This is a genomic window from Cupriavidus sp. L7L, from assembly GCF_004353535.1.
In the GTDB taxonomy this organism is placed as follows: Bacteria; Pseudomonadota; Gammaproteobacteria; order Burkholderiales; family Burkholderiaceae; genus Cupriavidus; species Cupriavidus oxalaticus_A.
The window spans coordinates 23,617-37,362 of record NZ_SMNY01000048.1 but is presented as its reverse complement, the minus strand read 5'-3'; the positions used below and the strand labels follow the sequence as shown (position 1 = coordinate 37,362).

The window sequence follows — 13,746 nt, the reverse complement described above, 5'->3', positions numbered from 1 at the left end:
GCAGCCACCAGAACGAAGGCATGGCCAGGATCGCCACCGTGGCCAGCGGATATCGTGATGCGGGGGCGCGGCCGGCGCGTCGGCCCGGCCGCAAAAGCCCCTATTGTCGTGCATCCGCGCGACCGGGGCATGGCAGCGCTACGGCGCGGCACCCGCCACGCGCAACAGGCCGCGTCGGTGCAGTGCGTAGCCGAACGCCAGCAGCGCGCCCAGCGCCAGCGCCAGCATGACCCACAGCATCAGCCAGTAGCCGCCCGCGGCCCGCCATAGCAGCGCGCCCAGCCACGGCGCGGCGGCCTGCATCAGCAGCACCGGCGTCATCATCAGGCCGTTCAGCGTGGCGTAGTGGTGGCGCGAGATCAGCTCGGGCATGGCCATCGCGCGCAGCATCGTGTTGACGCCGTTGGCGCAGCCATACAGCACCGCGGCCACCATCAGCCAGGCGCCATGGCCCAGCGCGAAGCAAAGCAGTCCAGCGCTCATCAGCAGATAGACCGGCAGCGACAGCCGCACCGGGTGGCGCACTGCCGCGCGCATCATCAGCATGCGGCCCGCAACCTGCGCCGGGCCGATCAGCGCCGCCACCACCAGTTGCTGCGACACCGGCAGGCCCTTCTCGGTCAGCATCGGGATCAGGTGCGCGCCCAGCAGCGAGGCCACCACCGCGGTCGCGGTGAAGGCCAGCACCACGGCCCAGAACACCGGCTGGCGCAGCGTGGTGCGCGCGATGCCGGTGCTGCCCGCGTCGGCGCCTGCGGTCGGCGTGCCGCTGTAGGTGGGATGCATGGCGTAGCGCATGCGCGCGTGCAGCGGCGCGCAGACCAGCAGGTTAAGCACTGCAAAGCCGACCAGCGTGGGCCGCCAGCCGGCATGCAGCACCAGCCATTGCGCCAGCGGCACGAAGATCGTGCTGGCAAAGCCGGCCATCAGCGTGACGATCATGATCGGCTTCTGGTACTGGTCGCCATAGGCCTGGCGCAGCACCACGAAGGCCGGCTCGTACAGCGTGGTGGCCATGGCCAGCCCGATCGGCACCCACATCAGCAGGAACATCGCGGGGGAGGGCGACCACGCCCACAGCAGCAGCCCCAGGCCGGCCAGCACCGAACCGGCGCCCATCACCCTGCGCGCGGGTGCGCGGTCCAGCAGCCGGCCCACTGCGAACGAGCACATCGCCCACACCAGCAGCCCCAGCGAATAGCCGCCTGCGAGGAATGGCCTGGACCAGCCAGTGCTGCGGATCATCGGCTCGATGAAGACGGTGAAGGCAAAAAACAGCGTGCCCCAGGAGATGGTCTCGGTCAGGCCGAGGATCCAGACCAGCCGGCGTGGCGGCGTGGCCGGTTGCGCGGGGCCGGCGCGTGCCGGGCTGGCGTCTGCGGGAGAATCGGTACTGGCGGCGTCCGTGTCGGAGCTGGCTTCTAGCGATGTCATGGCGGGCCCCGGCGAGGGGTGACGCCATGGCTGGCGGCGCGCGGGACCAGCGGGAAATTGTAGCGATCCTGCGCGCACCCCGCGCATCGGCACGACCTTTGCAGCGCGTTACTGTGCGGTCACCGGCGCAGGCGGACCCTTCAGTTCCACCACGTTGCCGTCCGGGTCGCTGACATAGAGCGACGGGCCCTTGCCTTCGGCCCCGAAGCGCTGCGCGACCTCGCTGGCCTCTACGCCGTGCCCGGACAGCCACGCGCGCAGCGCGGGCTCGTCAAACGGCTCGATGCGCAGGCAGAAATGGTCGAGGTTGCGGCCCTCGGCGCCAGGGCCCGCGCCGCCGGCACGGCCCAGCGGGCCGTCCAGCGAGACCAGGTCGATCAGCGCGCTGCCCGCGCGCAGCTGCGTCAGGCCGAAGTCGGGCTGCTCGCGCTCGACGCTGCAGCCCAGCACGTCTACATAGAACCGTCGCAGCGCGTCGGCATCGGCGGTACGCAGCACCAGGTGGTCGAGATCGAGAATGCGGAACATGGCGGTCTCAGTGGTGCAGGCCGTCGTAATCGATGACCTTCAGGCTGTCCAGGTCGACATTGTCCAGGCAACGCACGTTCACCGCTGCCATCGGCTTGCCGTCCTTGTCCTGGCCATCGGCATAAGGGCCGCAGCCGCACACCGGGCAGAAGCGGTGCGCAATCTTCATGGTGTTGAAGCGGTACGTCGATGCGTTGCTCTCCGGCGTATCCAGCTTGAAGGTGGCGCGTGGCACGAACCACAACAGGTGGCCGCGCCGCCGGCAGATCGAGCAATTGCAGCGGATCACGCTCGGGATGCTTTCGGCCTCGACCTCGAAAGCAATGTTGCCGCAGTGGCAGCTTCCGTGGAACGTCATGTCGTCTCCTTGTACGTCAGTCTGTTACTGCTGGGAACCGGTGGTGCGCCGCAATATGCCGGCACATTGTTAGCTTTTTGACAGTGTAGCGCCGCTGCGGGTGCCACAATGCCGGCACAACATGACGAGCGGATGTGCGGCCCTCGCACACCCTCCCACAAAAGGAGACCAGCATGAGCGACACCCACGCGCCCGCGCGCGCGAGCTTCAGCCATATGGAACACGGCACCCGCGAGGACTGGGCCGCGATTTCCGCCGAGTTCATGCCGTATGCGCGGGCGCTGCCCGACCGCGTGCTGGCGCACCTGCGGCTGCTCGATGGCGATTGCGGCGGCTTCCCGGTGGACCGGCTCACGCATTCGCTGCAGACCGCGACGCTGGCGCACCGGGACGGGCAGGATGAGGAATACGTGGTCTGCGCGCTGCTCCACGATATCGGCGATACGCTCGGCAGCTTCAACCATCCCGATATCGCGGCGGCGATCCTGAGGCCCTTTGTCAGCGCAGAGAACCTGTGGATGGTGGAAAAGCATGGCGTGTTCCAGGGCTATTACTTCTTCCATCACCTCGGGCTCGACCGCAACCTGCGCGAGCAGTATCGCAACCAGCCGGAGCTGTTCGAGCGCACTGCCGAGTTCTGCCGCAAGTACGATGCGGCGGCGTTCATGACGGATTACGACACGCTGCCGTTGTCGTTCTTCGAGCCGATGGTGCGTCGGGTGTTGTCGCAGCCGAAAAACTCGATGTATGTGAAGCCGGGGGAAAAGGAGCTGGCGCGGCCGTAGGGCACATTGCGCCTCGTTGACCGATCGTATTTCCCTCTCCCCTCACGGGGAGAGGGAACGAACAGCGCGGAGATTTCAAGGCTCTTGCCTTACGCTGCCCGCTGCGCCGTTTCCGGATGCCTGAACTGCTCCAGCAGTTTTTGCCAGCGCCCACGCACCGCCTTCAGGTTGTTTTCCTTCACGTGCCCGAAGCCCCGGATATCATCCGGCAGGTTGGCCAGCGTCACCGCGGTGTCATAGTTGGCGGCATTCAGTCCCGCCACCAGCTCATCCAGCAAGGCACGGTATTCGCCGATCAGCGCGCGCTCGGTACGGCGTTCCCCGGTCTTGCCAAAGACATCGAACATGCCGCCGCGCAGGCCCTTCATCTTCGCCAGCACGCGGAACAGCGTCATCGTCGACGGACCGAATCTGCGCTTGACCAGATGACCCTTGTCGTCGCGCTTGGCCGTCGTCGGCGGCGCCAGCCAGAAGTTGAGCTGGTAGTCCTTGCCCGGTTCGCCTTCGAACTGCGCGCGCAGCTTGTCGAGGAAGACGGGATCGGTATAGAGCCGCGCCACCTCGTACTCGTCCTTGTACGCCATCAGCTTGGCCAGGTTGCGCGCCGCGGCCTCGGTCAGCGGCAGCGGCTTGCCGCCGCCTGCCAGCGCGCTTTCGGCCGCGCGCACGCGGTCGATGGCTTCGCGGTAGGTGCGCGCGTAGGCGGCGTCCTGGTAGGCCGTCAGGTGTTCCATGCGGCGCGCGACCAGCTTCTCCAGCATCGCGCCGGTCGAGCTTGGCAGCTTGACCACTTCCGCGCCTTCGGCAGTGTTCTGCAGCTTGCCGGTCAGCGACAGCACGTGCTCCGGGTCGTGCGCCATATGGCGGCCCCAGTCGAACGCGGCCTTGTTCTTCTCGACGGCCACGCCGTTGAGTTCGATCGCGCGCTCCAGTGCCTGCAGCGTCAGCGGGATCCAGCCCTTTTGCCACGCGTAGCCGAGCACCAGCGGGTTGGTGTAGATGGCATCGCCCAGCAGCGCCACGGCCAGGCCGCTGGCGTTGATGAAGTCGCACTTCTCGCCGACGGCGTTGCGCACGTCCTGTTCGGCCGACACGCCCGGGAACTGCCACTTGGGGTTCTTGATGAACTCGGCGGTGGGCGTCTGCGCGGTATTGACCACGGCGCGCGTGCGGCCTGCCTGGGTCTTGGAGATGACTTCGTCGGTGGCCGACACGATGGCATCGCAGCCGATCACCAGGTCGGCTTCTCCCATCGCGATGCGCGTCGCGTGCAGGTCATCGGGGCGCGCGGCCAGCTGCACGTGCGATAGCACCGCGCCGCCTTTCTGCGCCAGGCCCGCCATGTCGAGCACGGTCACGCCCTTGTTTTCCAGGTGCGCCGCCATCCCCAGCAGGCCGCCGATGGTCACCACGCCGGTACCGCCCACGCCCGTCACCAGGATGCCGTAGGCACGGCGGATCGGCGGCAGCTCCGGCGCAGGCAGCGCGGGCAGGCTCTCCATCGACACGCCATGCTGCTCGGGCTTGCGCACCTGCGCGCCTTCGGCCGAGACAAAGCTCGGACAGAAGCCGTTCAGGCACGAAAAGTCCTTGTTGCACGACGACTGGTTGATCTGGCGCTTGGTGCCGAAATCCGTCTCCAGCGGCTCCACTGACAGGCAGTTCGACTTGACCGAGCAATCGCCGCAGCCTTCGCACACCGCGTCATTGATGAAGACGCGGCGTGCCGGGTCTTCCATCGTGCCGCGCTTGCGGCGGCGGCGCTTTTCGGTGGCGCAGGTCTGGTCGTAGATCAGGATGGTGCAGCCCGGCACTTCGCGCAGCTCGCGCTGCACGCTGTCGAGCTGGTCGCGGTGATGGATGTCGATGCCCTGGGGCAGCTTGATCGCCGCGTTGTACTTCTCCGGCTGGTCGCTGACGATGACGATCTTCTTCGCGCCCTCGCTGTGCACCTGCCAGGCGATGTCCTGCACCGACAGCTGGCCGTCCACCGGCTGGCCGCCGGTCATCGCCACCGCATCGTTGTACAGGATCTTGTAGGTGATGTTGACGCCCGCGGCGATCGACGCGCGGATCGCCAGCAGGCCCGAATGGAAGTAGGTGCCGTCGCCCAGGTTGGCGAACACATGCTTGTCGCCCGCGAACGGCGCCTGGCCGATCCACGCGACGCCTTCGCCGCCCATCTGGCTGAAGGTGCTGGTATTGCGGTCCATCCACACCGTCATGTAGTGGCAGCCGATGCCGGCCAGCGCACGCGAGCCCTCCGGCACGTTGGTGGAGGTGTTGTGCGGGCAGCCCGAGCAGAACCACGGCTTGCGTTCCGCCGTCACGCGCGGGGTAGCCAACGCCTTTTCCTTGGCCTCGATGATGGCCAGCCGCGCGGTGATGCGCGCGCGCACGTCCATCGGCAGCTCGAACTTGTCCAGCCGCGTGGCGATGGCCTTGGCGATGATCGTGGGCGACAGTTCATAGTGCGCCGGCAGCAGCCAGTTGCTTTGCGGGATCGACCATTCGCCGCCGGCGTTGTCCTTCTCGTCGAACTTGCCGTAGACCCTGGGGCGCACGTCGTCGCGCCAGTTGTACAGCTCTTCCTTGAGCGCGTACTCCATGATCTGGCGCTTTTCTTCGACCACCAGGATTTCCTGCAGGCCCTCGGCAAACGCGCGCGCGCCATGCGCTTCCAGCGGCCAGACGCAGCCGACCTTGTACAGGCGGATGCCGATCTGCGCGCAGGTGGCATCGTCCAGCCCCAGGTCGGCCAGCGCCTGGCGCGTATCCAGGTAGGCCTTGCCGCCGGTCATGATGCCGAAGCGCGCGTGCGGCGAATCGATCTCGATGCGGTCCAGCTTGTTGGCCCGCACATAGGCCAGGCCCGCGTACCACTTGTAGTCGAGCAGGCGCGCTTCCTGTTCCAGCGGCGGATCGGGCCAGCGGATATTCAGGCCGCCCGGCGGCATGATGAAGTCGTCCGGCAGCGCGATCTGCACGCGGTGCGGGTCCAGCTCCACCGAGGCCGACGATTCCACCACGTCGGTCACGCACTTCATCGCCACCCACAGGCCGGAATAGCGGCTCATGGCCCAGCCGTGCAGGCCGTAGTCGAGATATTCCTGCACGTTAGACGGATACAGCACCGGCAGGCCGCAGGCCTTGAAGATGTGCTCGGACTGGTGCGCCAGTGTCGACGACTTGGCCGAATGGTCGTCACCCGCCAGCACCAGCACGCCGCCGTGCTTCGACGAGCCGGCCGAGTTGGCGTGCTTGAACACGTCGCCGGTGCGGTCCACGCCCGGCCCCTTGCCGTACCACATGCCGAATACGCCATCGAATTTGGCGTCGGGGTACATATTGACCTGCTGCGAGCCCCACACCGAGGTCGCGGCGAGATCCTCGTTCAGCCCCGCCTGGAACACGATGTTGTGCGCGGCCAGGTGCTTCTTGGCCTTCCATAGCGACTGGTCCAGCGCGCCCAGCGGCGACCCCCGGTAGCCGGAGATAAAACCGGCGGTGTTCAGCCCGGCGGCGCGATCGCGCTCCTGCTGCAGCATGGGCAGGCGTACCAGCGCCTGCGTGCCGCTGATGTAGATGCGGCCACGCTCCAGCGTATATTTGTCGTCGAGGGAAACATTGGCGAGCGCGCGGCGGATGGCGTCGCTGACCGGCGGGGTCAGGGGGGCATTCATAGGTGCTCCTCTATGGGGCGTGTTGTCGGGATCACCGACACCTGCAGTTGTGGGCAGTCGCCTCGCGGCCTCTTGTGGAAGCGTTGGGCGGCTGTGTCTCTGCGCGGCATGGTAGCACCGCCGTGCGGTCGGCGGTACCTTGCAGCGCAGCACGAAACGTGCCCATGGCAACGGTGATTTCCCGTATGGACGGGGCTTCGCGTGTACACTGCGTTGCATCGAGAACGCCGGCGATGCCGCCCGCGATCCTCGACGCACCACATCTGCCGCGCCAGCCTGGTGCAACCTGATTTCCGATTGCCCGTCTCATGCACGGGCAAACCAGCGAATACCCGAACATGACCAATTCCCCCCGCCAGGGCACCGCGACCCTGGCCGTGCTGATCGACGCCGACAACGCGGCGCCCGCCATCGTCGAAGGCCTGCTGGCCGAAGTCGCCAAGTACGGCGTCGCGGCCGTCAAACGCATCTACGGCGACTGGACCCGTCCCAACCTGGCCGGCTGGAAAGAGCGGCTGCTGTCGCATTCGATCCAGCCGATCCAGCAGTTCCGCTACACCGTCGGCAAGAACGCCACCGACAGCGCCATGATCATCGACGCCATGGACCTGCTGTACACCGGGCGTTTCGACGGCTTCTGCATCGTCTCCAGCGACAGCGACTTCACCCGGCTGGCCTCGCGCATCCGCGAGCAGGGGCTGATCGTCTACGGCTTCGGCGAGCGCAAGACGCCCAAGCCCTTTGTCACCGCCTGCGACAAGTTCATCTACTCCGACGTGCTGCGCGCCGAAGCCGATACCGAAGGTGCTGACGAAGCCGCCGCGCCGACGCGCAAGCGCAGCACCGGCGAACTGCGCCAGGATTCGCGCCTGGTGCGCCTGCTGCAGAGCGCGGCGCAGGCCGTGTCCGACGAGGACGGCTGGCTGACGCTGGGCAGCATGGGCAACCACATCGCCAAGCAGGCGCCGGAATTCGACTCGCGCAACTATGGCTACGGCAAGCTCTCGGAGCTGGTGGCGGCCACTGGCCTGTTCGAGGTGGAAACGCGCAACGGCGGCAACAACAAGACCATCTGGATCCGGCTAAAGAAGCGCGGCAAGGGCGGCGGCGAGCAGCAACAGCGGCCGTCGCAGCAGCAACCCGCGCCTCAGCCCGAAGCGGCGCGCCGCAATCCCATCCCGGCGCCGGTGGAAAGCCCCGAGCCGGCCCCGGAACCGGCGGCTGTCCAGCCGGCATTCCTGGCCGACGACGCGCCCCCGTTCGTTGCTGCGGATGTCCTGCAGCCCGAGCCGGAACCGGTGCCACCGCTCGAAGCCGCGCCCCAGCCCGATCCCGAGCCCAAGCCCGATGCGGAACCCAAGTCGCGCAGCCGCAAACGCCCAGCGCGCCGTCCGGAAGTGACGCTCAACGAGACGCCGTGGCCGATCGACCAGTCGGTGTTTGCGGCGCCGGGAGCGACGGTGTTGACGGCGACGGTGGGGACGGAGCCGGACGTGGCGGCGGAACAGGAAGGAGTCGTCGAAGTGGTAGCCGAGGCGGTGGCCGAAGCGGCAGCTGCACCGGCGCCGGCACGGAAGCCGCGCAAGCGGCCTAGCAAGAAGACTGCACAAGCCGCGGAGTAACTGAGCGCGGCGGTTTGCTCCCCTCTCCCGCTTCGCAGGGTAGGGGAGCCTGTGCGAGCGGCGTCAGGCAAACAGACGCCACTGCCATATCCCACTTACCGCACCAGCTGATTGATCTCGATAATCGGCATCAACACCGCCAGCACGATCAACAGCACCACCACCCCCATCGTCAGGATCAGCAGCGGCTCCAGCAGGCTGGTCAGGAACAGCGTGCGCCGTTCCAGTTCCTGCGCCTCGCCCTGCGCAGCGCGGTCCAGCATTACCGGCAGATTGCCGGTCGCCTCGCCTGACCGGATCAAATGCACCAGCACCGGCGGAAACTGGTTCTGCGCCGCCAGCGCGCGCGCCAGCGACGCCCCTTCACGCACGCGCGTATTGGCATCCTCCACATTGGCACGCAGCGCCTCGTTGGTCAGTGTCTCGCCGGCCGCCTGCAGGCTGCGCAGGATCGGCACGCCCGCCGACACCAGGATCGCCAGCGTGCCGGCAAAGCGTGCGGTGTTATAGCCGCGGATCAGCTTGCCGAACAGGGGCGCGGTCAGCAGCCACCGGTGCCATTCCAGCCGCACCGCCGGCTGCTTCAGCAGGCTGCGGATCGCCAGTGCAACCACGGCGATGAACGCCAGCGCGGCCCACCACCAGTTGCGCACGAAATCCGACAGCCACAGCATGATGATGGTGAGCGTCGGCAGCTTCTGCTTGGTGTTCGCAAACACGCTCACCACCTGCGGCACCACGTATGACAGCAGGAAGATCACGATCGCGAATGCGACCACCGTGACGATAGCCGGATAGGTGAACGCGAGCCGGATCTTCGACGTCAGCGTATTGCGCGACTCGATATATCCCGCCAGCCGTTCCAGCACCAGCCCGAGATGGCCCGAATGCTCGCCCGCTGAAACCAGCGCGCGGTAAATATCGGGAAAGTCGCGCGGATGCTGCGCCAGCGCCACCGACAGCGAGCTGCCGCCCATCACCTCGGCGCGGATGCCGGCCAGCAGTTCGTGCACATAGGGTCGTTCGGCCTGGTCGGCCAGCGCGCCGAGCGCTTCGTCCAGCGGCAGGCCGGCCACGATCAGGCTGGCGAGCTGGCGCGTGAACAACGCCTGCTCCTGCGTCGACAGCTTGCGCGCGAACAGCTGGCTGCCGCTGCGCGGCGCCAGCCCGGCACCGGCCAGCGCATCAACGGTCAGCGGCGTCAGCCCGCGCGCGCGCAGTTGCGAGCGCGCCTGGCGCGGGCTGTCGGCCTCGATGACGCCGCGGTCGGTCTTGCCGGCGGCGTCGGCGGCTTCGTAGCGGAAGGCTGGCATCCGGTGTCTGCTCCGCCTCAGTCGCGCGTCACGCGCAACACTTCCTCAAGCGAGGTCGCGCCGCTGTCGATCCAGCGCTGCGCGTCGCTGCGCATGGTGTGCATGCCATGCGCCAGCGCTACCTGCTTGATCTCCGATTCCGGCGCCTGCTGGTGGATCATGGTGCGGATCTCGTCGCCGACGGTCAGCAGCTCGTAGACGCCCATGCGGCCCTGGTAGCCCGACTGTCCGCACTTGTCGCAGCCGACCGGATGCCACACATGCTGCAGCGGCTTGCCCTGCGCCTGCAGCGCTTCGGCATCGGCCGCGGCATTTTCCTCAGGCAGCTCGATCACTTCCTCGCGCTTGCAGTGCGGGCACAGGCGCCGTACCAGCCGCTGCGCCAGCACGCCCAGCAGCGACGACGACAGCAGGAACGGCTCGATCCCCATGTCGACCAGCCGCGTCACCGCCGAGGCCGAATCGTTGGTGTGCAGCGTCGCCAGCACCAGGTGGCCGGTCAGCGAGGCCTGCACCGCGATCTGCGCGGTCTCCAGGTCGCGGATCTCGCCGATCATCACCACGTCCGGGTCCTGGCGCAGGATCGCGCGCAGGGCCTTGCCGAAGGTCATGTCGATACGCGCATTGACCTGGGTCTGGCCGATGCCGTCGAGGTCGTACTCGACCGGGTCTTCCACCGTCATGATGTTGGTGGTGCGCGCATCCAGCCGCGACAGCGCGGCATACAGCGTGGTGGTCTTGCCCGAGCCGGTCGGCCCGGTCACCAGCACGATGCCGTGCGGCTGCCGGATCAGGTGGTCGAAGCCGCGCAGCGTGTCGGGCGACATGCCCAGCCTGGCCAGGTCGAGCCGGCCCGCTTCCTTGTCGAGCAGGCGCAGCACCGCGCGTTCGCCGTGGCCGGTGGGCAGCGTCGACACGCGCACATCCACCGGCCGCCCGCCCACGCGCAGCGTGATGCGGCCGTCCTGCGGCAGACGTTTCTCGGCGATGTCGAGCTGCGCCATGATCTTGATGCGCGAGATCAGCGCGCCGTGAAGCGCCTTCTTGGGCCGCACCACGTCGCGCAGCGTGCCGTCGACGCGGAAGCGCACCACCGACGACGACTCGAACGGCTCGATATGGATATCCGATGCGCCTTCGCGTGCCGCCTGTGTCAGCAGCGCGTTGATCATGCGGATGATCGGCGCGTCGTCCTCGGACTCGAGCAGGTCTTCCACGGCGGGAATGTCCTGCATCAGTCGCGACAGGTCGACCTCGCCCTCGACTTCACCCACCACCTGTGCGGCGCTGCCGTCCTGGCGGTTATAGGCATCGGACATGGCGCGCTCGAGCGCCTCGGGCTCCAGCACGCGCAGCCGCAGCGCGCCGTGCACCCGGGCGATCTCCGCCAGCGCCGTCGGGGAGGTGGCGCGGCTGACCCATACCTCCAGCCCGTCGGGGCGCTGGTGCGCGATCAGCAGCGGCGCTTCGCGCGCAAAGCCGTACGAAACCAGCCGCGCCGCCATCGGCGAGGGCGGTTCGAGCGTATCGGTGGGAGGGGTCTGGACTTCACTCGCCATGGCAGGCCTCAGTTCTGGACAGCACCCGGCGTGGCAGCTTCGCCGCGCTGGCTCAGCGGCTGCTGCAAGGCCGCGGGCGGCGGCACCGGTTGCGGCTGTGCCGGCAAGCCGGGCTGCTGCGGATTTTGCGGCAGCGTCTGCGGAAGCGGAAGCGGCGTAGGCACCGGGCCGTTTGCGCGCGGATCGACGAACGGCGTGGTCGGCGCATCTGCCGGCGGCAGCAGCGGCGTGTTGGTGTCGCGCACCATGATGTTAGGCGATACAAAGCCCTGCTGCTGCGCGCGCATATAGTCGTAGCGGTCCGCGGTCAGGCGGTCGGCGGCGCCCGTCGTGCGCATCACATACGGGCGCAGGAACACCAGCAGGTTGGTCTTGGAGCGGTTCTTGTTCTCGTAGCGGAACAGGCCGCCGATCAGCGGGATGTCGCCCAGCAGCGGCACCTTCTGCACGCCGTCGCCGTACGAATCCTCGATCAGGCCGCCTAGCACGATGATCTGCCCGTCGTCGACCAGCACATTGGTCTCGATCGAGCGCACGTTGGTGGTCGGGCCCTGCACCTGCGTCAGCGTGCCGGCCACCACCGACGACGACTCCTGGAAGATCTGCATCTTGACCAGCCCGCCATCGGTGATCTGCGGCTTCACGCGCAGCGTGATGCCGACGTCCTTGCGGTCGAAGGTCTGGAACGGCGTCACCGAGGCCGCGCCGCCGGTCTGCGCATACGAGCCGGTGGTGATCGGGATGTTCTGGCCGATCAGGATCTTGGCTTCCTCGTTCTCCAGCGTGATCAGGTTCGGCGTGGACAGCAGGTTGACGCTGCCATTGGAGCCGAGTGCGCGCAGCAGCGCGCCCAGTCCCATCGCCTTGTTGACGATGCCCAGGTTCAGGCCGCCTACGTCCGGCACCAGCTGCTGTGCCGCGGCGATGCCGGCGGTGCGGTTGCTGTCGAACAGCGCGCCGGCCAGGGTCAGGTTCAGGATGTTCTGCCCGCCGCTGCCGAAGTTGGTGCCGGCAAAGACGTTGTTGTTGCCGCTCGACGAACTGATCAGCCCCTGCCACTGGATGCCGAGTTCGCTCGCCTGCGTGGCGGTGACCTCAACGATCATCGATTCGATGTAGACCTGCGCGCGGCGCGCGTCGAGGTCGTCGATCACCCCGCGCAGGTTGCGGTAGACCGGCTCGCTGGCGGTGATGATCAGCGAGTTGGTCGACGGGTCGGCCTGGATGATGCCGCCGGTGGTCGGCTGCGTACTGGTGCCGAACGAGGCGGCAAAGGCCGAGTTGCCATAAGCGCCGCCGCCCATGCCCGAGGTGCCGCTGCGCATGCCGGTCTGCGTGCCGGTGGTGCCGCCGGTGAACTGGCCGCCGGCCGGCGTCGAAACACTGGTCATGCCGCCAGCGCCGGCGATGCCGCCTGCGCCACCGGCGCCGCCAGGCTGGGTCGCGGAGGCAAAGCTGCTGTCGGCCGCGACGATGGCGCGCAGCGTGGCGGCCAGCTTGACCGCATCGGCGTTCCTCAGCGGCACCACCCAGATATTGCCGGGGCGGGCGTAGGGCTGGTCGAGCTTCTCGATCAGCTGGCGTGCCTGCTGCAGCCGGGCACGGCTGGAGGCGCGGATCATCAGCGCGTTGCTGCGCGGCTCTGCCACCACGGACGTGCGCAGCGTGGCGTCGACGCCCGGCGCGCCGCCGCCACCGGCCGCACCCGCGGCGCCGGGGTCGAGCAGCTTCTGCAGCACCTGCGCGGTGTCGCTGGCCAGCGCATGGCGCAGCGGTATCAGTTCGACCTCGCCCGAAGCGGGCGCGTCGATCGCGGCGATGATGCGCGCCAGCCGGCGCAGGTTGTCGGCGTAGTCGGTGATGACCAGCGTGTTGTTGGCCGGGTAGGCGGTGATGGTGTTGTTGGGCGCGATCATCGGCCGCAGCACCGGCACCAGGTTGTTGGCCGACTCGTAGTTGAGCCGGAACACCTGCGTTACCACCTGGTCGCCGCGGCTCGGCGCCGCGCCGATCACCGTGGGCGAGCCCTGCAGCTTGGCGTCCGCTTCGGGCACGACCTTGGTGAAGCCGTTGCTCTCGACCATCGCATAGCCCTGCATGCGCAGCACCGAGCCCAGGGTCTGCAACGCCTGCGCGCGCGACACCGGCTGCTCGGTGACCAGGTTCACCGTGCCCTTCACGCGCGGGTCGATCACGAAGTTCTTGCCGGTGGCCTGCCCGACCGCCTTGATCACCGAGTCCAGGTCGGCATTGACGAAGTTGAGCACCACCTGATCGCGGTTGGCCGGCGTGACATCGGGCGGCGCCGGCGGCGTGCCCTGGGTGCGTGCGCCCGGCGCACCGGGCTGGGCCCACAGCGGCGCGGGCACCAGCAGCGAGAGCCCGCACAGCAGGGCCACGGCGCGGGCGCAGGCGGTCTGGAAAACAGGTCGGGTGGCATGGGTTGTCATAGTCATTTCCGTAC

Annotated in this window: 9 protein-coding genes; 2 read left to right on the top strand and 7 right to left on the bottom strand. The window is 67.9% G+C overall.

The window, feature by feature from the left end; all coding sequences use genetic code 11:
* Positions 1-138: 138 nt before the first annotated feature.
* The 3 genes from E1J61_RS31310 to E1J61_RS31300 all read right to left on the bottom strand — a co-directional run bounded on the left by E1J61_RS31310 (position 139) and on the right by E1J61_RS31300 (position 2,320).
* Positions 139-1,434 (bottom strand): MFS transporter, encoded by a 1,296-nt coding sequence (locus E1J61_RS31310; RefSeq protein WP_133097753.1) that lies wholly within the window; start codon positions 1,432-1,434, stop codon positions 139-141.
* A 108-nt stretch (positions 1,435-1,542) separates the two neighbouring features.
* Positions 1,543-1,962, bottom strand: coding sequence for a VOC family protein (locus E1J61_RS31305; RefSeq protein WP_133097752.1), 420 nt, complete (start codon positions 1,960-1,962; stop codon positions 1,543-1,545).
* Positions 1,963-1,969: 7 nt separating this feature from the next.
* Entirely contained in the window at positions 1,970-2,320 is a 351-nt protein-coding gene (locus tag E1J61_RS31300; protein WP_133097751.1) for a GFA family protein, read from the bottom strand.
* Positions 2,321-2,493: 173 nt separating this feature from the next.
* Between E1J61_RS31300 and E1J61_RS31290 the strand changes: the two genes are divergently transcribed.
* Entirely contained in the window at positions 2,494-3,105 is a 612-nt protein-coding gene (locus tag E1J61_RS31290; RefSeq protein ID WP_133097750.1) for an HD domain-containing protein, read from the top strand.
* A gap of 89 nt (positions 3,106-3,194) precedes the next feature.
* On the opposite strand, the gene E1J61_RS31285 is transcribed toward E1J61_RS31290, so the two are convergent.
* Complete coding sequence (locus tag E1J61_RS31285) at positions 3,195-6,788, bottom strand: indolepyruvate ferredoxin oxidoreductase family protein (RefSeq protein WP_133097749.1); 3,594 nt, start codon at positions 6,786-6,788, stop codon at positions 3,195-3,197.
* Between the two features lie 338 nt (positions 6,789-7,126).
* On the opposite strand from E1J61_RS31285, the gene E1J61_RS31280 reads away from it, so the two are divergent.
* Positions 7,127-8,410 (top strand): NYN domain-containing protein, encoded by a 1,284-nt coding sequence (locus E1J61_RS31280; protein WP_133097748.1) that lies wholly within the window; start codon positions 7,127-7,129, stop codon positions 8,408-8,410.
* Positions 8,411-8,505: 95 nt separating this feature from the next.
* Here the strand turns inward: E1J61_RS31280 and gspF are convergent, their stop codons facing one another.
* Genes gspF through gspD form a run of 3 tightly spaced genes read right to left on the bottom strand, consistent with a single transcriptional unit; the run spans position 8,506 to position 13,732 of the window.
* Positions 8,506-9,723, bottom strand: coding sequence for a type II secretion system inner membrane protein GspF (gspF, locus tag E1J61_RS31275; RefSeq protein ID WP_133097747.1), 1,218 nt, complete (start codon positions 9,721-9,723; stop codon positions 8,506-8,508).
* A gap of 17 nt (positions 9,724-9,740) precedes the next feature.
* The gene (gene gspE / locus E1J61_RS31270) at positions 9,741-11,282 is read right to left on the bottom strand and encodes a type II secretion system ATPase GspE (RefSeq protein WP_133097746.1); all 1,542 of its coding nucleotides are present in this window, start codon (positions 11,280-11,282) and stop codon (positions 9,741-9,743) included.
* 8 nt (positions 11,283-11,290) lie between these two features.
* Complete coding sequence (gene gspD, locus E1J61_RS31265) at positions 11,291-13,732, bottom strand: type II secretion system secretin GspD (protein ID WP_133097867.1); 2,442 nt, start codon at positions 13,730-13,732, stop codon at positions 11,291-11,293.
* Between the last annotated feature and the right edge of the window lie 14 nt (positions 13,733-13,746).